Annotated in this window: 17 protein-coding genes and 2 tRNA genes; 6 read left to right on the top strand and 13 right to left on the bottom strand. The window is 64.5% G+C overall.

The features are described from left to right. Positions 1–9 precede the first annotated feature (9 nt). From MJ8_RS19710 to MJ8_RS19675, 8 genes are all read right to left on the bottom strand, one after another. On the bottom strand, positions 10–1551 hold the full coding sequence (locus MJ8_RS19710; RefSeq protein WP_201410446.1) for a trimethylamine methyltransferase family protein: 1542 nt from the start codon (positions 1549–1551) through the stop codon (positions 10–12). A 69-nt stretch (positions 1552–1620) separates the two neighbouring features. Then, positions 1621–2589 carry a D-2-hydroxyacid dehydrogenase gene (locus MJ8_RS19705; RefSeq protein ID WP_201410445.1) on the bottom strand — a complete coding sequence of 323 codons (969 nt, stop codon included), beginning with the start codon at positions 2587–2589 and terminating at the stop codon, positions 1621–1623. Between the two features lie 7 nt (positions 2590–2596). After that, the gene (locus MJ8_RS19700) at positions 2597–3505 is read right to left on the bottom strand and encodes a dihydrodipicolinate synthase family protein (protein ID WP_201410444.1); all 909 of its coding nucleotides are present in this window, start codon (positions 3503–3505) and stop codon (positions 2597–2599) included. A gap of 2 nt (positions 3506–3507) precedes the next feature. Then, a complete protein-coding gene (locus MJ8_RS19695) occupies positions 3508–4089 on the bottom strand; it encodes a hypothetical protein (protein WP_201410443.1) in 582 nt (193 codons plus the stop codon). After that, positions 4090–6933, bottom strand: a complete 2844-nt coding sequence (locus tag MJ8_RS19690; protein ID WP_201410442.1) for a 2Fe-2S iron-sulfur cluster-binding protein — start codon at positions 6931–6933, stop codon at positions 4090–4092. Continuing rightward, positions 6930–7196 carry a sarcosine oxidase subunit delta gene (locus tag MJ8_RS19685; RefSeq protein WP_201410441.1) on the bottom strand — a complete coding sequence of 89 codons (267 nt, stop codon included), beginning with the start codon at positions 7194–7196 and terminating at the stop codon, positions 6930–6932. The genes MJ8_RS19690 and MJ8_RS19685 overlap by 4 nt, the downstream gene beginning before the upstream one ends. 3 nt (positions 7197–7199) lie before the next feature. Continuing rightward, positions 7200–8441, bottom strand: a complete 1242-nt coding sequence (locus MJ8_RS19680; protein ID WP_201410440.1) for an FAD-dependent oxidoreductase — start codon at positions 8439–8441, stop codon at positions 7200–7202. 7 nt (positions 8442–8448) lie between these two features. Continuing rightward, a complete protein-coding gene (locus MJ8_RS19675) occupies positions 8449–9846 on the bottom strand; it encodes an MmgE/PrpD family protein (RefSeq protein ID WP_225247965.1) in 1398 nt (465 codons plus the stop codon). 169 nt (positions 9847–10015) lie between these two features. On the opposite strand from MJ8_RS19675, the gene MJ8_RS19670 reads away from it, so the two are divergent. The 3 genes from MJ8_RS19670 to MJ8_RS19660 all read left to right on the top strand — a co-directional run bounded on the left by MJ8_RS19670 (position 10016) and on the right by MJ8_RS19660 (position 15308). Next, on the top strand, positions 10016–10909 hold the full coding sequence (locus MJ8_RS19670; RefSeq protein ID WP_201410439.1) for a LysR substrate-binding domain-containing protein: 894 nt from the start codon (positions 10016–10018) through the stop codon (positions 10907–10909). A 177-nt stretch (positions 10910–11086) separates the two neighbouring features. After that, the gene (locus MJ8_RS19665; protein ID WP_201410438.1) at positions 11087–12742 is read left to right on the top strand and encodes an ABC transporter substrate-binding protein; all 1656 of its coding nucleotides are present in this window, start codon (positions 11087–11089) and stop codon (positions 12740–12742) included. Between the two features lie 148 nt (positions 12743–12890). Further along, entirely contained in the window at positions 12891–15308 is a 2418-nt protein-coding gene (locus tag MJ8_RS19660; protein WP_201410437.1) for a GcvT family protein, read from the top strand. Between the two features lie 41 nt (positions 15309–15349). On the opposite strand, the gene MJ8_RS19655 is transcribed toward MJ8_RS19660, so the two are convergent. From MJ8_RS19655 to MJ8_RS19635, 5 genes are all read right to left on the bottom strand, one after another. Next, positions 15350–16267, bottom strand: coding sequence for an allantoinase PuuE (locus MJ8_RS19655; RefSeq protein WP_201410436.1), 918 nt, complete (start codon positions 16265–16267; stop codon positions 15350–15352). Positions 16268–16292: 25 nt separating this feature from the next. After that, a complete protein-coding gene (locus tag MJ8_RS19650; RefSeq protein ID WP_225247964.1) occupies positions 16293–17369 on the bottom strand; it encodes a pyridoxal phosphate-dependent aminotransferase in 1077 nt (358 codons plus the stop codon). 234 nt (positions 17370–17603) lie between these two features. Then, positions 17604–17774 carry a hypothetical protein gene (locus MJ8_RS19645; RefSeq protein ID WP_201410435.1) on the bottom strand — a complete coding sequence of 57 codons (171 nt, stop codon included), beginning with the start codon at positions 17772–17774 and terminating at the stop codon, positions 17604–17606. A gap of 736 nt (positions 17775–18510) precedes the next feature. After that, positions 18511–18687, bottom strand: coding sequence for a Flp family type IVb pilin (locus MJ8_RS19640; RefSeq protein ID WP_201410434.1), 177 nt, complete (start codon positions 18685–18687; stop codon positions 18511–18513). A gap of 434 nt (positions 18688–19121) precedes the next feature. Continuing rightward, positions 19122–19196: transfer RNA gene (locus MJ8_RS19635), tRNA-Asn, on the bottom strand. A 208-nt stretch (positions 19197–19404) separates the two neighbouring features. Here MJ8_RS19635 and MJ8_RS19630 point away from each other — a divergent pair. The 3 genes from MJ8_RS19630 to MJ8_RS19620 all read left to right on the top strand — a co-directional run bounded on the left by MJ8_RS19630 (position 19405) and on the right by MJ8_RS19620 (position 20670). Beyond that, the gene (locus MJ8_RS19630; RefSeq protein ID WP_201410433.1) at positions 19405–19665 is read left to right on the top strand and encodes a hypothetical protein; all 261 of its coding nucleotides are present in this window, start codon (positions 19405–19407) and stop codon (positions 19663–19665) included. A 164-nt stretch (positions 19666–19829) separates the two neighbouring features. Next, a tRNA-Cys gene (locus tag MJ8_RS19625) sits at positions 19830–19903 on the top strand. A gap of 92 nt (positions 19904–19995) precedes the next feature. Then, on the top strand, positions 19996–20670 hold the full coding sequence (locus MJ8_RS19620) for a protein-L-isoaspartate O-methyltransferase family protein (protein ID WP_201410432.1): 675 nt from the start codon (positions 19996–19998) through the stop codon (positions 20668–20670). Positions 20671–20689 lie beyond the last annotated feature (19 nt).

Genomic DNA, 20689 nt, shown 5'->3' with positions numbered 1-20689 from the left:
GCGGCTTTCCTAAGCTTCCGGATTGGCGGCGATCTCTTCGCGGCGGCGCGCGACATAGGCGTCGAGCTCCTCGCGGATCGCGGGATCCATGACCGGTTCCTCATAGTCGTGCAGCGCCTGTTGCCAGAGCTCGGTCGCCCGCTCCAGCGCGTCCTTGCCGCCGGCCTCCTGCCAGGCGCCGTAATTCTGCCAGTTGGAGAGCATCGGCTGATAAAAGGCGGTGGTGTAGCGCGACATGGTGTGCTCGGCGCCGAAGAAATGGCCGCCGGCCGGCACCGACTTGATCGCCTCGAAGCCGAGGTCGTCTTCCTGGAACGGCAGCGGCCGCAGGAACTCCATCATGTTCTGCAGGATCTCGACGTCCAGCACGAGCTTTTCGTAGGACGCGGTCAGTCCGCCCTCCAGCCACCCGGCGGCATGGTAGATCAGATTGGCACCGCCGAGCACCGCGCCCCAGGTCGCCATCTCGGTCTCGTAGGCCGCCTGCAGGTCGACCACGTTGGAGGCGTTTGCGTTGGAGGTGCGGTAGGGCAGGTTGTAGCGGCGCGCCAACTGCCCGGCGATGATGTTGGCCTTCGCGTTTTCCGGCGTGCCGAAGGCCGGCGCGCCCGACTTCATATCGACATTGGAGGTGAAGGCGCCGTACATAACCGGTGTGCCGGGATTGACGAGCTGCGTCAGCGTCACGCCGAACAGCGCCTCGGCGTTCTGCTGGCAAAGTGCTGCGGCCAGCGTCACCGGCGTCATCGCGCCCATCAGCGTGAAGGGCGTCACCGTCACCGGCTGGCCGTGCTCGGCCATGGCGATCAGGCCTTCCGCCATCGCGTCGTCGAACAGGCGCGGCGAGTTGATCGAGATGATCGTGGTGACGCCCGGCGAGGCGCGCATCTGCTCGACCGAGATGCCGCGCGCGATCGCCATCATGTTGATGCCGTCCATCGCCCTGGCGCGGCCGATCGCCGTGCAATGGAAGGAGAGATCGCTCAATGTCAGGTTGGCGTGGTAGGTGTCGAGATGGCGGGAATTCGCCGGCAGCTCGATCGGCGCCACCACCTGGTTGCCGATGATGTGGATAGCGTTGAAGTGGTGCGCCAGCCGGATGAAGTTCTGGTAGTCGGGGAGGTTGCCCGGCCGGCGGCCGTTGATGCGGTCATGCACATTGGGCGGACCGGCGACCAGCCCGAAGACCAGTGAATTGCCGCCGAAATGGACCTGCTTGTCCGGATTGCGGCTGGTCAGCGTGAAGGACGACGGCACGTTGCGCAGCGCCTCGGCGACGATGCTCTCGTCGATGCGGATGGTCCGCTCCTCGCGATCGACGATGGCGCCGGCCTTGGCGAACAGGTCCATAACCTTTTCGCTCATGACGCGGATGCCGAGCTCGGACAGGATGCGCATCGAGGTCTTGTGCAACTGATCCATGCGCTCCTCGTCGAGGAGCTGCATGGGCGGGTAGGGATTCTTGACGCTCTGCCACGGCAGCTGCGCGATGCCGCCGCCACCGCGCCCGAGCTTCGATCTGCGGCCACCGCCGCGCCTGTCCTGCGACATAGCATTCCCCTTCAATTCTTGTTCTCGCAATTCCGGACGGAAAACCGCTGCACTTTCCTGGAATTGCTTTCAGTACCCGCGTTCCGGATTGACCACATTCTCCAGCGGCTCGCCGCGGCGGTAGCGCGCCAGATTGTCGGCGAACATGCGCACCGACTTGATGTCCCAGCCGTTATAGACCGCGGCGCAATGCGGTGTGACGGCAACATTGTCGTAGCCCCAGAGCGGATGCTCGGCCGGGAGCGGTTCGGTCGCGAAGACATCGAGCGCCGCGCCCTTGATCCGGCCCGCATCAAGCGCGGCAAGGAGGGCCTTTTCCTCGATGACGCCGCCGCGCGAAATGTCGATGAGAACGACAGACGGCTTCATCGCGGCAAAAGCGGCCTCGCCAAGCAGGCCGCGCGTTGTAGGCAGCAGCGGCACGCAGCAGACGATGAAATCGGCGCGGGCAATCAGTGGCAGCATCGCGTCGGGACCATGCACTTCGTCGAGCGAGGGCATCGGTTTCGGTCGCGCGCGAATGCCCAGCGTGCGCATGCCTATCGCCTGCGCACGGCGCGCAACGGCCTCGCCGGTCTTACCGAGGCCGAGGATAAGGATGGTCTTGCCCTCGATCGGTTCGACACGGCCGCCGCCCCATTGGCGGCCCTGCTGCCGGCGCTCGAAGCCGCGCAGGTCGAGCGAGAAAGAGAGCATGGCGCCGAGCGCATATTCGGCCAGCATGCCGGCCGCGACGCCGGCCGAATTCGTCACCGTCACATGCGCGGGATCCCAACGTCCGAGATGGTCGGTGCCTGAACCGCCGATCGATACCCATTTCACCGTCGGGCTCTCGACAAGGGCCTGGCGCGGATAGCGCGGCGTGCCGTCGAAGCGGATCGAATAGACCACTTCCGCGGCGGTCCGCTCGATCAAAGCGGGGAGGCCGGCATAGGTGTCGCAGGCATGGACATCGAGGTCCGGATGCATAGCGGCGAGCACGGCAAGCGCGCCCGCCGGCTTGTCGGTGTGCAGGATGACGGTGGGGCGCGCCGACATCGCGACCTCAACTACGGCCGATGTGATCGGCGGCACTGCCGAGGGCGGCAAGCAGCGCCTGGCCGTTTTCCAGCGTCGCATTCTCGTGCGGCGCGCGCAGGTTCAGCCAGCGTCTGTCGCCGGACTTGACCGCAAGCACGGCCTTCATCGCCGGGATCAGCCCGGCATCCTGAATCACTTTCCTGAACGCCTTGATCGCGGCGTCCGCCTCGGCGACATCCTCGCCCTTCTTGGCCGCGTCATAGAGGCTGCGAATGGCGGCGGCGTTCAGATTGACGGTCGCCGAAATGCAGCCGGCCGCGCCGCTGGCGAGACCCTTGGTGAGCTGCGCCTCCGAGCTCGGGAAGACCGAAATGGTAGGCGCGGCGGCGATGACGGCGGCGGTGTTGTTCCAGTCGCCGGCGCTGTCCTTATAGGCGACGACGGTGTCCGGGAACGCTTCGCTCAGCCTGGCCGTGAGCGCAGGGCTGACCGGCACGCCGGAATTCTGCGGAATGTGGTAGAGGATCACGCGCATCGAAGGCTTCGCCACCTTCTCGATCAGCTCGCTGTAATAGCGCGCCTGGCCGTTGTCGCCGGCGCCGGTGTAGAAGAACGACGGCAGCACCATGACAGCGGCGCAGCCGAGACCGACGGCATGAGCCGACAATTCGACCGTTTCGGGAAGCGCGGTCACACCGGTGCCGGGCATCAGCCGGTCCGGCGCGATGCCGGCCTCGACCAGCCATTCCAGCGCCTGCATGCGCTCGCGCAAGGACACGGACAGCGCTTCGCCCGTCGTGCCAAAGGGCGAGAGGAAATGCGCGCCCTGGCCGAGCACCCATTTGGCGTGGGAGATCCAGAGATCGCGCGCGATGCGGCCATCGTCTTCGAACGGCGTCAGGATCGGGGCGATGGTTCCTTGCGGGCGGGGCATGACTATCCTTTATACTGGTCTGTGTGGACGGCCACCGCCGCGACGGCGCGGGCGAAGTAGGCCGAAGCGGTGATGTCGAAGAGTATGTCGAAACCCGCCGGCGAACGGAACGTCACGGCTTCGATATGGCCGACGCGGGTCTGCGCGATGTCGTCGTCGCCGAATTTTCCGGGTCTCAGATCCAGCGCGCAAAGCGCGCCCATCACTTCGGCGAGGCGGGGACCGGAAAGGCGCATCCATGCCCAACCTTCCTCGCGCCATGACGAATAGCCTTTTGGCGCCGCCGTGGTCTGCCACGCGGTTTTGACTTGCGCGAGCGTCTCAGCCGCACTCTCCGCGAGAAGCAGGATGTCCTCATTGCCGAGACGCAGGATTCTCATGCCGCGATGGTCGCCGATGCGGTTGACGGCGGGGAGAGGAATGCCCCGCGCGGCAAGCCAGGCGGCGCTGCCGCCGCCCTTCAAGCCGAAACGCGGGCGGTCCGTGAGGTCGCTCAGCACGGCCGCGCCGGAAACCAGCTTGGCGTCATCGGCCGCGCCGCCAGGCATGAAGGGGTAGACGTGCGTCGCGGTGCCGGCGGCCATCTAGATCTCCTGCCGCGCATTGGTCGGGTCGAAGAAGGCGTGGGCGACGACCGGCGCCTCGACCAGCTCGCCATTGCGGCACTTCACCGTCACGCGGCTGCCTTCAGCCTGGTCGTCGACATGGACATAGGCGAGCGCAATGTGATGCCCGAGCGACGGCGAATATCCGACCGAGGTGATCTGACCGACAGGCGCGCCGCCGCGCAGCACCAGACAGCTTTCGCCGGGGATATTCCGCGCGCCGGAGGGGAATTGCAGGCCGACCAGCTTCCGGGTCTGGCCGAGCCTTGCGCGCATCTCGATGGAGCGCTTGCCGACGAAGAACGGCTTCTTCTTCGAGACGGCCCAGCCGAAGCCCAGTTCATCAGGCGTAGTGATCGCATCCGTATCCTGGCCGATCAGGATGTGGCCCTTCTCCAGGCGCAATATGCGCGATGCCTCCAGCCCATAGGGACGCAGACCATGCGGTCGGCCCGCCACCATCACCGCATCCCATAGACTGGGCGCCAGGCTAGACGGGCAGTGCAATTCATAGCTCAGCTCGCCGGTGAAGCCGATGCGCATCACCCGCACCGGCACGCCGGCGACCATGCCTTCGCGGCCGCTGAGATAAGGGAAGGCGTCACGGCTGAAGTCGATGTCGCTCTCCAGCGCTTCGAGCACCTGGCGCGCCTTGGGTCCGGTGACGTTGAGGCCCGAGAAGGCGCCGGTGAGGTTGAGCACGTCGACCTTCAGGCGCCACTCGGCATTCCAGAACAGCATGTCGGCATAGACGCGCGCGACGGCGCCGGTGGTCGCCGTCACATAGAACTGGTCCTCGGCCATCCGGTAGGCGACGCCGTCGTCGACCACCGAGCCCATCTCGTTGAGCATCAGGCAGTAGCGGACGCGGCCCACCGGCTGGTTGGCATGCGCCATCGTGTAGAGGCGATCGAGGAATTCGCCGGCGTCCGGCCCGCGGATCTCCAGCTTGCCGAGCGTCGAGACGTCGAGCAGACCGACGCCTTCGCGCACGGCCAGAATTTCCGCGCGAACGCTGCTTGCGTCCCCATAGTAGTAAGGCCGCCACCATGCGCCGACCGGCTTCATCGCCGCGTTCAGCGCGAGGTGCCTTGCATGCAGCGCCGTGCGGCGTTCCAACACTTCGTGGTGGCCTGCGAGCACGCCGAGCGTTTCCGGCCCGACGGGAGGCCGCGCCGTGGTGATGCCGATTTCGCCGACCGTCCGGCCGGTCGCCTCGGCGACGATCCGGGCGGTCGCCAAGGCCGAATGGCGTCCCTGGCTCGGGCCCATGCCGACGGTGGTGAAACGCTTGACGAGCTCGATCTCGCGATAGCCGTCCTTGGTCGCGTTCAGCAGATCCTTGACCTGCAGGTCTTCGTCGAAATCGACGAAGTCGCGCGCCTTAGGGTCGGCGGCGATCTGCTGCACATAGCGTGGGCGAATCGTCTTCGGCGTGGCCGGAGGTTCTACCGGGACTGCATTGCCGAGTCGCGAAAGCGCGGCTGCCGACGCGCGCTGGCCACTGGCGATGGCGTCCTCGATCTCGTCCGCGCCGGCAACGGCGCCGGCGAGATGGACGGGACCTTTCGGCAACGTGATCGTCATCGTTTGCATGCCAGCGTCGTAGCCGACCTTGCCGCCGGCCTGACACGGCAGTTGCCATGCCGGCGCGCTGCCGATCGAAACGGCGAGCAGGTCGCAAGCGATCCAGTTTCCACCGACACGGACGCGGGCGAGGTGGCGGTTGCCGGCCGTGCCTTCCGCCGCTTCGATGGTTGCGCCCTTGCGAATGGCGACGCCTTTGCCGCGGAGTTCGGCTTCCAGCGGACCTGCCTCACTGACCGATCTCGGATCGACGAGCTCGACGACCGATACGCCGGCATCCAGCAGGTCGAGCGCCGTCCGGTAGCCATCGTCATTGGCCGCCAGCACCATCGCGCCCTGGCCGGGCCGCACGCCATAGTGGCAGATCAGGCGCTGGGCGGCGCTGCCGAGCATGATCCCAGGCAGGTCATTGTTGCGGAAGACGGCCGGCTGCTCGATGGTGCCGGTCGCCAGGATCACCTCGCGGGCGCGCGTGCGATGGAGGCGATCGCCCTGGATCAGCGGCAGCCAGTTGTCTTCATACCAGCCATTGCAGACGGTGCCGGTCAGCACCTTGAGATTGGGCAGCGTCGCGAGCCGCGCCGACAGGCCGGGGAGGATGGCCGGATCGTAGCGGCCATAGCTCAGCGCGCCGCCGATCTCCGGATTCTCGTCGCACAGCACAACATCGGCGCCGGCCTCGGCGGCGGCGATCGCAGCGCTCAATCCAGCCGGGCCGGCGCCGACGACGAGCAGGTCGCAATGCAGATGTGTCTTGTCGAAATGCCGGTGCGGGGCCTTGGTGTCGACGACGCCCAGGCCTGCCTTGCGACGGATGATCGGCTCCCAGAATTTCAGCCAGCTGTCGCGGCGCGGACCCATGAAAGTGCGGTAGTAGAAGCCGACAGGCAGGAAGCCGCCGAACCTGTCCATGATGGCGTCGCGGTCGCGCTCGAGCGAGCCGTTGACGTTCTGGGCGCTGACCCGCAGCCCTTCGCTGATCGGGGTGCGTTCGGCGGCGGCGTTCGGTTCGGACGGAAGCTGCACCAGCGCGTTGGCGTCTGCCCCGGTCATCGATAGGATGCCGCGTGGGCGATGGTATTTGAACGAGCGCGAGAGCACCCATTGGCCGGACGCGGCAAGCGCGCTGGCGATGCTGTCGCCTTCATAACCTTCGAACGGCTTGCCTTCGAAGCTGAAGCGGATAGGGCGGCTCCGATCGATCCGGCTTCCGAAAGGGGCGGGCAGCCGGTTCATGCGCGGTCCCGCAGTTGCGAAGCGTCGAAGGTACGGATGATCTCGTTGCTGACGAGATCGCGCTCGGCCAGGAAGAAATAATTGCTCGGCACGTGCCGCCACCACTCGAGGACGATGCCCTTTCGGTTTTCCGCGCGGAACAGATGCCGCGACCATTCCTTGTCGGCGGTCGCGTTTGGATCGGGCCGCGCGCGCACCGGTCCGAAGGACTGGAACTCGTCGATGTTGCGCGGGCCGTTCATGGGGCAGGTGAGCAGTTTCATGGATCAGTGGCTCGCCGCCGTTGCGCCCATTTCGTTGAGCAGCCGGAAGGTCTCGAAGCGCTCCAACGCAAAGGGTTTCAGGATGTCGGGCACGCGGCCCTCGGCGATCGTCTGCGCCATACGCTTGCCGGCGACGGGCGTCGCCTTGAAGCCCCAGGTGCCCCAGCCGCAATCGAGCCAAAGGTTGGCGAGCGGGCTGGCACCCATGATCGGGCTGTAGTCCGGCGTCATGTCGGTGATGCCGGCCCATTGTCTCAGCAGCCGCACGCCCTGCAGGAAGGGGAAGAGGTGTACGGCGCCTTCGGCGAGATGCTCCTTCATGTCGAGCGTCGAGCGCGTCGAATAGAGCTGATAGGGATCGGAGCCGCCGCCGATGACGATTTCGCCGCGCGAGGACTGGACGAGATAGGTGTGCAGCGACACTGACGAAACCAGCGTGTCGAGCCACGGTTTCAAGGGCTGGGTGACCATCGCCTGCAGCGGATAGCAGCGGATCGGAAGCTCGACGCCGGCCATCAGCGCGACGTCGTAGTTCATGCCGCCGGTGGCGATCAGCACCTGGCCGCAGGCGATGCGACCCCTGTTCGTCTTGACGGCCTGGACGCGGTCGCCGACGACCTCGAAGCCCCGCACCTCGGTGCGCTGGTGGATCTCGACGCCGCGCCGAGACGCCTGCGCGGCATAGCCCCAGGCGACGGCATCGTGGCGCGCCGTTCCGCCGTCGGCATGCCAGAGCCCGCCGAGGATTTCGAGCGGACCGCCATAGTCCATGTTCAGCAGCGGACAGAGCTCCTCGACGCCCTTCTGGTCGACGACCTCGGTGCGCGTGCCCATGTGCTTGCCCATTTCGGCGCGCATGTGGAAGCTGCGCATCGTGGCCTCGCTATGCGCCAGCGTGAGCTGGCCGCGCTGCGAGAACATGACGTTGAAGTCGAGCTCTTGCGAGAGCCGCTCGAACAGCTCGACGCCTTCCTTGTAGAAGGCGATGCCTTCCGGCGTGATGTAGTTGGAGCGGATGGTAGTCGTGTTGCGCGCAGTGTTGCCGCCGGCAAGATAGGCTTTCTCAAGCACCGCCACGCTCTTTATGCCGTGGTACTTTGCAAGATGATGCGCGCAGGACAGTCCATGTCCGCCGCCGCCGATGATGACGACGTCGTAGGCCGGCTTCAGCTCGGGCGTGGCCGGGATGTCGCCGCTCACCGGATAGTCCCTGCTGAGACCGTATTTCAGGAGCCTGAGGGGCATTGCGCGCTCAGCTCGAAATCTTGGGAGGATCGTAGAGCAGCGCAGACAGATCGGAGAAGCGGCTGTCGCGGTCGTCGAGCGAGAGCACCGCGTCGCGGATAGCCGCGGCGCGGCCAGGTCCGAGCACGGGAGCTGCGAATTCCATGTATTTGGCCTCGACGTCCTGCCTCGACATCGGCGCTTCCGGTCCGCCGCGCGCATGCACGTCGCCGGATGCCAGCACGCGGCCGTCCGTCGTCGTGATGACGACGTCGGCCCAGCGGCCAGCCGGGAAGCGGGCGCTGTGGCGCTCGGTTTCGGTCACCGTGATGCGGGTGAGCATGTCGGCGACCGCGGCGTCGGCGAGGCCGGCGCCGGAAATATGTTCGAGCCCGATGCGCCGGTGGATGATGAAGGTCGCGACGGGGAAGCGCAGGCTGTATTGCGCCTTCGAGGTGGTGTCCGGCATGCCGTCGAACAGCGTCGCCGCATAGTGGAAGCTGTTGATCTGGACATGGGCGATGTCGGAGGGGGCTAGATTGTGCGCCAGACACAGCCCGCGCACGGCGTCGATCGCCGCATGGGCCCAGCGGCAGATCGGATAAGGCTTCACATACTGATGCAATGACTGCCAGAAGACGCCGAGGTCCTGCCAGTGCGTCGCGACCTCCGGCGCCTCCACCGTGATCGCCGGCGCGCCGGTGAAGCCGCGTTCGGCGAGCACCGCCGCCGATAGGCCGATGAGCGCGCCGGGGCCGGAGCCGTCATGCAGCATCGTGGGCGTGGCGATCTCGCGCATCATCTGGCTGCGCGGACCATGATATTCGGCAATGCCCAAAGCCTCGCGCAATTGTGCTTCGTCGAGCCGCCGCAAGCGTGCCGCCACCGCGGCCACGCCCAGCGCGTTCCAGGCGCCGGAGGTATGGTAGTCGGCGACCGTTGCGTGCAAAGCGATGCCTGCCCGGCCGGCGACTTCGTACCCGACGACCAGCGATGCCAGGGCTTCCGGTCCGGTGAGGTCTGGCCTCGCTTCCGCGAGCGCTGCAAGCGCCGGCACCACCGCCACGCCGATATGGCCCTTGGTGGGGCTGTAGCCGTCATGGCCATCGAGGTTGTCTGTCTGCGTGGCGACGGCATAGGCCGCGCCGGCGATGCTGGCGCGGCGCCCGTCGAACAGCATGCGGGCCGAATGGTGCGGATCGCTCGAACCATAGAGCAGCACGGCGGCGTCGCGGGCGATCCGGCCTGCTTCCATCGGTCCGGCCGCGACGGCGATGCCCAGCGTGTCGAGCAAAAGGTAGCGCGCCTGTTCCAGCACCGGTTGAGGGAAGACGGAAGCGGGACGCCGCAGCGCGAAATCGGCAAGGCGCGTGAACGTATCGGAACGGACGACAGGCCCCTCACGCCGGTATGACGGCACAGCCACGCGCTTCTCTCCCTGTCTTCTCACAACATCAATAAATTGGGTTCATCGCGCAGGCACGCGATTAGTTCGGCGGCTTTGGCCAAAAATATTGATGCCATGTCGCCTATCTGCGATTGAACGGCCAAGTGCCCATGCAATAGCTATGAGAAATGCGCAGCAGGAGACCGGGATGAAGCCGCCACCCCCCTTGAACTATATCCGCTCGTTCGAGAGCTCGGCCCGGCATTTGAGCTTCACCACGGCGGCCAAGGAACTGGGCTACACGCAGGCCGCGGTCAGCACGCATGTGCGCGCGCTCGAACACTATATCGGCCGACAATTGTTCATCCGCTATCCGCGCAGCCTGAAGCTGACCGAGATGGGAGAGGCGTTCCTGCCGACATTGCGCCAGGCACTCGACCAGATCGACCAGGCGACCGAGGCGATCGTCGCGTCCTCGCGAAACAAAACCGTGGTCGTCTCCTGCCCGATGAGCCTTGCAGAAAACTGGCTGGCTGGCTGCATGGCAGCGTTCCGCAAGAAGCATCCCGAGATCGAGATCGTGTTGCACGGCACGATCTGGGAGGACTTGAGCGAGCAGATCGCCGACATCACCATATCGACGCGGCGCTTCGATGACCGGCCGCCCGCGGCGACCCCGCTCTGGAACGACGAACTGGTGCTGCTCTGCGCCCCCGGCATGCTCGAGGGCGAGCATGCGCTGAAGACGCCGCAGGACATGCTCAAGGTGGACTGGATCTTCGTGCATGGCCGCCAGGAATACTGGCAGGTGGTGACCGAGGCGCTCGGCGTCGACCTGGAAGACCATGACAAGGGCCTGTCGACCAACGCCTCCAACATCGCGCTCGAACTCGCCGCGATGGGAGCGGGCCTCGTCGCCACGCAACGCTCGCTCGCGCATGCCTATATGCGCCGCGGGCTACTCGTCGAGCCGTTTCCGGTGCGGCCGCCAAGTCCCTGGAATTACTATCTGACCGAGAGCCAGCTTTCGAAAGGAAACATCGCCCGCACGGTCAGGGAATGGATCCTTTCCAGGGCTAGGGAAGACGCCGCGCGACCGTAGCGCCATCGCTCCCTTCAAAAAATCGGCGGGCCAATGGCATCGTTTTTTTAGGCCTCAAGCGCCGCGTTTCTGCGGTTTGTAACCGTTTGAGCCCTTCCGGGATTTTTGCATCGCCCCTAACATCGTGAGCCGCAAGGGGAATGTAACGGGCGGAAAGCCCTGAACCGGAGAACAACGATGACAATGTTCAAGAGCAACGGTGATCGCGTCCCGGCGGTCATCGAAAGCTACGCAGCCGAAGTCAAAAAAGGCGGAATGGACCGCCGCGAATTCCTGGCCATGGCGAGCGTGATGGGCGCTTCCACAGCGCTCGCCTATTCGATGGCAGGGATGGAGCCGGCCAAGGCCGCAGCGCCCTTGCCCGGCAAGAAGGGCGGCATCCTGAAGATGCAGATGATCATCAAGGACATGAAGGATCCGCGCGCCTGGGACTGGTCGGAAATCGCCAACGTCATGCGCCAGTGCAACGACTACATGATCCGCTACACCACGGACTTCACCTTCGAGGGCCATCTGGTCGAAAGCTGGGAGGTGAGCGACGACGCCACCGAATACACGCTGCATCTGCGCAAGGGTGTGAAATGGTCGAACGGCGACGACTTCAACGCCGACGACATCGTCTACAACATCGCGCGCTGGTGCGATAAGGCGGCCGAGGGCAATTCGATGGCCGGCCGCATGGGTTCGCTGATCGATCCCGCCACCAAGAAGGCGGCCGCCGGCGCCATCACCAAGGTCGACGACCATACGGTGAAGCTGAAATGCAGCCAGTCGGATGTGACGATCATTCCAGGCTTCTCCGACTATCCGGCGGTCATCGTCCATCGCGACTTCGACAAGAACGGCGCCAATATGCTGAAGACGCCCGGCACCGGCCCCTATGAGCTGATCTCCTACAAGGTCGGCGAGTCCGCCTCGGTGCGCCGGCGCAAGGACTTCACCTGGTTCGGCGGCGAGCCCTATCTCGACGGCGTCGACTGGGTCGACTACGGATCGGATGCCTCCAACCCGGCCATCGGCAGCGCCTTCGAGGCCGGAGAAATCGACTGCAACTACCAGACGGTCGGCGGCACGGTCGATCTCTATGACAGCATGGGCCTGGTCAAGGAGCAGGTGGTCACCGCCGGTACGATCGTGCTGCGCACCAACGTCACCAACAAGCCCTATGACGACAAGCGGGTGCGCAACGCCATTCAGCTCGCGGTCGACAACGAGACGGTGCTGAAGCTCGGCTACAGCGGCCTCGGTCAGGTCGCCGAGAACCATCACGTCTGCCCGATCCATCCGGAATATTACGAGCTGCCCAAGGTTCCGCGCGATCTGGCCAAGGCCAAGGCGCTGATGGCCGAGGCCGGCCAGACGGATCACGAGTTCGAGCTCATCTCCTACGACGCCGACTATGTGAAGGACCCGGCCGACGTCGTCGCCGCGCAGATGCGCGACGCGGGATTCAAGGTCAAGCGCACCATCATCCCGGGCTCGTCGTTCTGGAACGACTGGACGAAATATCCGTGGTCGACCACCGACTGGGGCATGCGGCCGCTGGGCGTGCAGGTGCTGGCGATCGCCTATCGCAGCGGCGAGGCGTGGAACGAGTCCGGCTATGCCAATCCGGAGTTCGACAAGAAGCTCAACGAGGCGATGGCCATTGCCGACCCGGCCAAGCGCAAGGAGCTGATGAAGGACGTGGAGTTCATCCTGCAAGACTCCGGCATTCTCGTCCAGGCGTTCTGGCGCTCGCTATACCGCCACCATGCCACCTATGTGAAGAACCTCGGCATGCACCAGACGTTCGAACTGCAACTGGACAAGGTCTGGCTGGACAAGGCTTAGACCGACAGCTCAAACACCAATTCAGGGGCGCGGTTTTGCGCCCCTGAATTCGCCGGCGACTGCGATCGATCAGTCAGCTAAATGAAATCCCAAAGCGCTGTCGAAGAGCGCGAGAAAAGTCGCCGAACAAAGGGAAGAAAGCTCAAAAATGCGTACTCATGCACAAGCCGTTGTCATTGGCGGGGGTCTGATCGGCTGCTCGATCCTCTATCATCTCGCCAAGTTCGGCTGGACGGACGTCGTGCTCCTGGAACGCAACGAACTGACCTCCGGTTCGACATGGCACGCGGCCGCCAACATTCACGGCCTGCATGATTCCACCAACATCAGCCGATTGCAGCATTATACGATGGCGCTTTACAAGGAGCTGGAGGCCGAGACCGGCCAGGGCTGCGGCATCTTCCAACCGGGCTCGCTCTATCTTGCCCAGACGGAAGCGCGCGAGCATCAGCTCAGGCTGCAGGAAGCCAAGGCGCGGCGCTACAAGATGAATTTCTACGAGGTCGGCCGGGATGAAGCCGAGCGGCTGCATCCGCTGGTCGATTTCGACGGCATACGCTGCATCATGTATGAGCCGGAGGGCGGCAATGTCGATCCGTCGGGCGTGACGGCAGCTTACGCCGCGGGCGCGCGCCAGCGCGGCGCCGAGATCCATCGCTTCACCCCGGTCACGGCGACCGAGGCGGAAGCCGACGGCGGCTGGATCGTGCGCACGCCGAAGGGCGACATCCGCACGCAGTGGGTGGTCAACGCCGCCGGCCTGTGGGGCAGGGAGGTCGCCGCCATGGCCGGGCTGCAGCTGCCGCTGATCCCGACCGAGCACCAGTATTTCGTCACCGAGACCATTCCCGAAATCGCTTCCATGGGGCGCCGCCTGCCGTCGGTCGCCGATCGCGACGGCGAATATTACCTGCGCCAGGAGGGCCTGGGGCTGCTGATCGGCGCTTACGAGCGCAACATGAAGTTCTGGGCCGAGGAAGGAACCCCGCTGGATTTCGGCCACGAGCTGTTTCCCGACGATCTCGACCGCATCGAGGAGAACATGATGCGCGCCATCCAGCGCGTGCCGGCGGTCGCGGCCGCCGGCGTCAAGAAGGTGATCAACGGGCCGATGATCTGGTCGCCCGACAGCGCCGTGCTGTTCGGACCGGCGCCGGAGCTCAGCAACTATTTCTGCTGCAACGGCATCATCCCCGGCTTCTCGCAATCGGGCGGCATGGGCAAACTTGCGGCCGAATGGATGATCGAGGGCGAGCCTTCGCTCGACATGTTCGGCTGGGACATGGCGCGCTTCGGCCATTGGGCCGGCAAGGCCTTCACCAAGGCCCGCGTGCAGGACCAGTACAGCCACCGTTTCAAGATCCACTTCCCGAATGAGGAGCGCGCCGCCGGCCGTCCGGTGCGAACCCGGCCGGTCTATGACATGCAGAAGGAAATGGGCGCCGTCTTCGGCCTCAATTTCGGTTGGGAGCATCCGCTGTGGTTCGCAGGGGAAGGCGAGCCGCGCGAGGAGACGGTCGGCTTCACGCGCCAGAACTGGTGGGGGCCGGTCGGCCGGGAAGCGCGCATGCTGCGCGAACATGCCGGCATCATCGACATCTCCAATTTCGCCAAATACGAAGCAAAGGGTCCGGGTGCGGAAGCCTGGCTGAATGCGGTGTTCGCAAACCGCATGCCGACCAAGGTCGGCAATTCCTGCCTCACGCCGCTGATCGGCAAGCGCGGCGGCATTGCCGGCGACTTCACCGTGACCAGGCTGGCGGAAGACGAGTTCATGGTGATCGGCTCGGGCATGGCCGAGCGCTTCCACCAGCGCTTCTTCAAATCGGTGCCGCTGCCGGAGGGCACGACCTTCCGCTCGCGCACCGAAGATATCGGCGGCTTCAACGTCGCCGGACCGAAATCGCGCGAGCTCCTGCAACGGCTCACCAATGACGACCTGTCGAACGAAGCCTTCCCGTTCATGCGCTCGCGCCAGATCACCGTCGCCGGCGTGGATGTGGTGGCACTGAGGGTCTCCTTCACCGGCGATCTCGGCTGGGAACTGCACTGCAAGGCCGCCGACCAGGTCGAACTCTACCGCGCGCTGCTCAAGGCCGGCGCGGAAGTCGGCGCCGGGCCGGTCGGTTCGCGGGCGCTGATGTCGCTGCGCGTCGAGAAGGGCTATGGCAGCTGGAGCCGCGAATACTCGCCGGAATACTGGCCGCAGGAGGTCAAGCTCGATCGCCTGATCAAGACGGACAAGGACTTCCTCAATCGCGACGCCTATCTCGCCGTCGCCGAGAAGCCCGCGCGTGACGAACTGATCATGCTTTCCGTCTCGACCAAGGATGCCGACGCGACCGGCGGCGAGCCGATCTTCCTGCCGGACGGAACGCCGATCGGCCAGGTGTCGTCGGGCGCCTATGGCTATTTCGTCGATCAGTCCCTGGCGATGGGCTACGTCAAGGCCGGAACTGCCAAGGCCGGCGACAAGGTGACCGTCGCCATTCTGGGCAGGCCGCATGACGCGGTGCTGCTCGCACACCCGCCCTTCGATCCGGAGGGCAAGCGGCTGCGGTCATAAGGGCGGCCGTCGGGAGGAACTGGCGGCGCCGGCCGCCGGGCTCAGCCGCCGAAGCGGCTCAGCCAATGGCGGGCGATGTCGGAGCGGCGGCAGACCCAGATTTCGGGATGGGACGTGACCTTGTCGAGGAAGCGTTCCAGTCCGATCATGCGGCCGGGACGCGCCGCCAGCCGGCAATGCAGCGATACCGTCATCATGCGCGGGGTCTTCTGGCCTTCCTTCAGCAGCCAGTCGACGCCGTCGCTGACATAGTCGAAGAACTGGCCGCCGGTCTCCAGGCCCGAACCGCGCGAGAAACGGCTGTCATTGTTGTCGAAACTGTGCGGCACGACGAGGTGCCGCTTGGCGCCGACATCGACGAAATAGGGCAGGTCGTCATTGTAGTCGTCGCAGTCGAACAGAAAGCCGCCATGCTCGACCACAAGCCTTCTCGTGTTGAGGCTTGGCCGGCCGGTGTACCAGCCGGCCGGATCGACGCCGGTGATGTTCCGCACCGTGTCCACCGTCATGGCGATGTGCTGGCGCTCTTCCTCCTCGCTGAGCGGCGCGTAGTCGATCCAGCGCCAGCCATGGCAGACGATGTCGCTGCCGAGCGCCGCGATCGCCTTGCCCGTGGCCGGGTTGAGCTCGAGCGCGCGGCCGACGATGTAGAAGGTCGGGATGACGCCCTTGTCCCGGAACAGCGAGAGCAGCCGCCACACGCCGACGCGCGAACCGTATTCGTACAGCGATTCCATGTTGCGGTTGCGCAAGCCCGGCACGGCGGGCGACACGGCAAGGTCGGACAGGATCGTTTCGGAAACGCCGTCGCCTTCGCCGATCGAGTATTCGGCCCCTTCCTCGTAATTGACGACGATGTTGAGCGCCAGTTTCGCGCCGCCCGGCCACTCGGCCCGCGGCGGCCGCTCGCCATAGCCGATGAAATCGCGGGCGGGCAGGTACGGCGCGTCTGATGTCATGAAATCCCCTCGGATGGATGAAGCTTTACCAGCATTGCCGGCCGCGCAGGGCGGTCAGGATATGCAGCGCGCGGTCCATGACATCCTGCGGCCCGACCGTGATGCGCAGGCAATCGGTCAGGCCGTAACCGGAGAGGCCGCGCACGATGATGTCGGCGCCGCGCAGGGCATTGTCGGCCGCCGCCGCTGCCGCCGTGTCGGCAAAGCGGACCAGGACGAAATTCGTCCGGCTCTCGGGAACCTCGTATCCAGCCGCACGCAAACCTTGCGCGAAGCGGTCGCGAATGTCGGACGTACGCGCCACGATGGCACGCGTATAAGCCTGGTCCTCCATGGCCGCGACGGCCATGGCGAGGCTTACCGTCGAGATCTGGTTGGAGTTCTGCATCTTACGCACTTCGGCGGCGATCTGGGGCGCGAACAATCCCCAGCCGATGCGCGCGCCGGCCAGCCCGTAGGCCTTGGACAAACTGCGCAGGACCACGGTGTCGCCGCGCCCGGCCAGCGCGAAGACGGCCTGCGGATCCTGGTCGTCGAATTCGCCATAGGCCTGGTCGATCATCAGCAGAACGTCGCCGGGAAGCGCCGCGCGCAGGCGCAGCAGTTCCGCGTTCTTGATGCGGGTTCCGGTCGGGTTGCCCGGATTGCAGACGAAGACGATGCGGGTCGCCGGCGTGACCGCAGCCAGGACGGCGTCGATCGAGACCTCAAAGCCGCGCTCCTGCGCCTTGACATAGGCCGCCCCGACGCGTGCGGCCGACGAGGCGGCGAAATTATAGGCATAGTCCGTGCCCAGTACGGTCGCGCCAGAACCGGCAAAGGCCGCGATGGTGCAGGCAATCAGCTCCATCGAGCCCGCGCCGCACAGGATAAGCTCCCGCTCGACCCCATAGGCCCTGGCGATCGCATCGCGCAGCAAGGTCCAGTCCGGGTCCGGATAAAGATGGCTGCGCGCCACGGCGTCGCGGCCGGCCTCGATCGCCTTGGGGCTGGGCGGGAAGGCGCTCTCGTTCTGCGCCAGCGTCGGCCGGTCGTAACCGCCGAAATTCGCCAGAGCGAAAGCGGACATGGCCTCGATATGGGCGGCGGCTTTCAGAGGCACGGTATGAAGGTCCGGCTATCGGCTTGTCGGCAAGGTATTGCGAAATGAGGCTAAGGCAGGGTGGCAGAGCGGCAAAGCAAAATTCGCCAGTGCAATGACTATGGGAATTTGGCCCATGCAGGGTGAGGGTAGAGGCGGTGGCGCATGGCTCTCGTTTTTAGCCGGGCCAGCCGGCTTTTCCCGCGATTGGATTTTCGTGATTGCCATCAACTTGCCCTGCGAGGCGTCCAGGCTTTACTTGAATGCGTCGCGGTTGATGGTGATGGCTGGAGGCTTCCACCCGCCGCCTCCCGGCATGTCCAACGATGCGTTACGGAAGCTCCGCTCGACTTCGGCGGTGTAGGTGCCGTCGTTCTCGAAGCGGTCCCAGAGAATGAAACCAATAATGAGCGCGATGACGAACAAGGGCCAACGCATCGGACAAACCCTCAGATGCCCGATCGATATTATCCGGCTGCGGGGCAACAAATACAAGCTATTGCTAATATATTCCGGCTTGGCCTTACAACTGCGTGGGGCGACAGTGCACAAATTGCCGTGAAGGCTATTGGTCAAGCCCCAGCGCTTTTGGATTCACGGACACGAGGCAGGCCGCAAACGGCTACAAGTCGTATCGGGGGACTAGCTTCGGCGACCGCAACTCCTGGGCCATCTTCGCCGCCTGGAAGATCGTCATAAGAACGTAGGTCGTTTCACCTTCGGTCGAGTTTATGGCCAAGACCACGCGGCCAATCTCGTCGCTCATGGCGCACGACCAGTCTTTGACAGCAATCGCCCGTTTTCCCGCCATACGCCCCTGCCTTCCTTCGCAAGGTTATTTGGCGTTGGGAAGACCGGCAATTTGGACTGAATGCCCATTCGGTTGGGCCTAACGTCGTTACCTTGCTCTGGCTTCCGTCACGAACGCCAGAATAGGCCGCGAGCCGGAAAGGACAAAGTGCACCGCCGTCGTATTCATACGACAAGGGATTCCGGCGCAGTGACTATGGTGACAGTGCACAAATCTGCTGTGGCCGCTACTCCCACCTGTGAGTTGGCATCAGCCTACGCTTTTGAGCAGATCGGGTCGCATGGATACCCGGACGTATCCATGCGCCAGGGCGGCGCATAGGCCGGCGCCTTTTCTGCAGGTTAGCGTATCTTATGGTGCGATGGCGCCGTTAAGAGTGCTGGCAATCGACACGAACTGGGCATTCAGCGCGCCGCCCAGCGAGGTCGCTCCAACCATGATTCCCAAGGCGATAAGCGCTGCAATCAAACCATACTCGATGGCTGTTGCCCCTGAATCGTCACGCAGAAAACTCGCTATCAGCCGCATTCTCGCAAACTCCGATTGCCGATCATGCGAGTATTGCTGATTGCTAATTTAGATAGTGTAAAAGGATGCTCCCGGATTTTATCCATTAAAGGAAAGCCCAGCCGACAGGCAGCAGCTTGGCTCGGAACCGATAAGTGGCGACTTATGCAAGATTCGCGCGTTCTCGCCGGAGGCGCATCCTGACACGCTGGAATGCACGGCGCCCCCAAGGGAAGCCCGCTAGAGGCAAGGCGGCGCTGACATCCTTCACGTACGATCGCCGGACAATCTGGACGGGTATCCACAATGTACGGCAAACGCAGATGAATTCGCCGGCTGACCAGAGAACGCGTAGCCAACGGACAGCCTGCAACGTGATGCCGAAATGTGTAGCCCACAACGAAAACTGTCGCCCACCACAAGGGCGTCGTCTGGCTTAAGTTTCTGAGATTGTTTGGCTCCCCGGGCCGGATTCGAACCAGCGACCAACCGGTTAACAGCCGGTTGCTCTACCACTGAGCTACCGGGGAACGGAGGCTCTGACGTGAGTGGCGCAGCCTATAGCAAACACCTTTCGCCTTTGCAAAGAAGCAATTCGCAATTTTTCTGCACTTTTTGATGCGGCTATTTGTGCCATCGTTCGGTGTGCCCACATATGAAGGGCTTCACACCGGCACGGAACAAAGCGGCCGGCTATCGCCTTGGGCTCGGTAAGACAGCAGACGGGATTTGGTTCGGATGACCGCAGCGGATGATGACAGCGCCCCGGCACGGAAGATTTCGATCTTCGGCCGCGAGTTCACCATGCCGCGCTCGCGCGGCTGGCGAATCGCCATCGGCATGCTGCTGACCCTTGGCGGACTTCTGGGCTTTCTGCCGATTCTCGGCTTCTGGATGATTCCGCTCGGCCTCCTGGTTCTGTCCTATGAATTCGCCATGATCCGGCGCCACCGGCGGCGTTTCATCGTCTGGTGGGAGCGCCGGCGCCGGCCCGACTGAGAGGCAGGGGCGGCTGCGCCGCGGCGAAGCCGGAGCCGCGACAACCGATTGCTAATCACCACTTTGGCCGCTCCATGCGAAAGCATCGGGAATGACGCACGAGCGCTTGACGACCTTTGAGCGCCAACATAATGAGTGCGCTCGGAACGCCGGGAGCATTGCGAGGCCTCGTGGCGGAGTGGTTACGCAGAGGACTGCAAATCCTTGCACCCCGGTTCGATTCCGGGCGAGGCCTCCAGATGCTTGCGGGCTCCAGCGCAATCGCGCCGGAGCGGGGTTCCAGTCGAAGTTTTAGCCGCGTGCTTGGCGCGGGGAGCGGATTGTTGGGACATGAGCGCTGATTTCTCCGAACGCCGCGTGAAGATGGTCGACGGCCAGATCCGCACCACCGACGTGACCAGCGCGCCGCTCATCGAAGCCATGCTGACCGTTCCGCGCGAGGCCTTCGTCGGCGCCGGACAGCAGGCTCTGGCTTATATCGACGAAGACATCCGCATTTCCGATGGCGCCAATGGCGGCGGCGCGCGCTACCTGATGGAGCCGTCGCCGCTCGCCAAGCTTCTGCAGTTGGCCGAGATCGACGCGAGCGATTCGGTGCTCGATGTCGGTTGCGGCACCGGCTATTCCACCGCATTGCTGTCCAGGCTGGCGCGGTCCGTCGTGGCGCTGGAGAGCGATCCCGCGCTGGCGGAGGCCGCCAAATCCACGCTTTCCAACCTCGGCTGCCAGAACGTCACGGTCATCACCGGGCCGCTGCCGCAGGGGCATGCCGCTAAAGCGCCCTACAACGTCATCTTCATCGGCGGCAGCGTCGAGGAAGTGCCGCCGTCGCTGCTCGACCAGCTTGCCGAAGATGGACGCCTGGTTGCAGTCGAAGGGCAAGGCAACTCTGGCGTGGCCCGGCTGTTTTTCAAAGCAGGGGGGGTTGTAACCGGAAGACGGGCCTTTAATGCGGCAATTAAGCCACTACCGGGCTTCGAACGTGCTCACGCATTTGAATTCTGAGCGTTTTTGCCTTGCAGCG

This window comes from Mesorhizobium sp. J8 (genome assembly GCF_016591715.1).
Lineage (GTDB): Bacteria > Pseudomonadota > Alphaproteobacteria > Rhizobiales > Rhizobiaceae > Mesorhizobium.
Note: the sequence above shows the minus strand (reverse complement) of the source record. Positions and strands in the feature narration are given on the sequence as shown.

Bases quoted from the DNA above. Each gene is read 5' to 3' on its own strand.
- MJ8_RS19710 (WP_201410446.1), bottom strand. From the start codon at position 1,551: ATGTCGCAGGACAGGCGCGGCGGTGGCCGCAGATCGAAGCTCGGGCGC.
- MJ8_RS19705 (WP_201410445.1), bottom strand. From the start codon at position 2,589: ATGTCGGCGCGCCCCACCGTCATCCTGCACACCGACAAGCCGGCGGGC.
- MJ8_RS19700 (WP_201410444.1), bottom strand. From the start codon at position 3,505: ATGCCCCGCCCGCAAGGAACCATCGCCCCGATCCTGACGCCGTTCGAA.
- MJ8_RS19695 (WP_201410443.1), bottom strand. From the start codon at position 4,089: ATGGCCGCCGGCACCGCGACGCACGTCTACCCCTTCATGCCTGGCGGC.
- MJ8_RS19690 (WP_201410442.1), bottom strand. From the start codon at position 6,933: ATGAACCGGCTGCCCGCCCCTTTCGGAAGCCGGATCGATCGGAGCCGC.
- MJ8_RS19685 (WP_201410441.1), bottom strand. From the start codon at position 7,196: ATGAAACTGCTCACCTGCCCCATGAACGGCCCGCGCAACATCGACGAG.
- MJ8_RS19680 (WP_201410440.1), bottom strand. From the start codon at position 8,441: ATGCCCCTCAGGCTCCTGAAATACGGTCTCAGCAGGGACTATCCGGTG.
- MJ8_RS19670 (WP_201410439.1), top strand. From the start codon at position 10,016: ATGAAGCCGCCACCCCCCTTGAACTATATCCGCTCGTTCGAGAGCTCG.
- MJ8_RS19665 (WP_201410438.1), top strand. From the start codon at position 11,087: ATGACAATGTTCAAGAGCAACGGTGATCGCGTCCCGGCGGTCATCGAA.
- MJ8_RS19660 (WP_201410437.1), top strand. From the start codon at position 12,891: ATGCGTACTCATGCACAAGCCGTTGTCATTGGCGGGGGTCTGATCGGC.
- MJ8_RS19655 (WP_201410436.1), bottom strand. From the start codon at position 16,267: ATGACATCAGACGCGCCGTACCTGCCCGCCCGCGATTTCATCGGCTAT.
- MJ8_RS19640 (WP_201410434.1), bottom strand. From the start codon at position 18,687: ATGCGGCTGATAGCGAGTTTTCTGCGTGACGATTCAGGGGCAACAGCC.
- MJ8_RS19630 (WP_201410433.1), top strand. From the start codon at position 19,405: ATGACCGCAGCGGATGATGACAGCGCCCCGGCACGGAAGATTTCGATC.
- MJ8_RS19620 (WP_201410432.1), top strand. From the start codon at position 19,996: ATGAGCGCTGATTTCTCCGAACGCCGCGTGAAGATGGTCGACGGCCAG.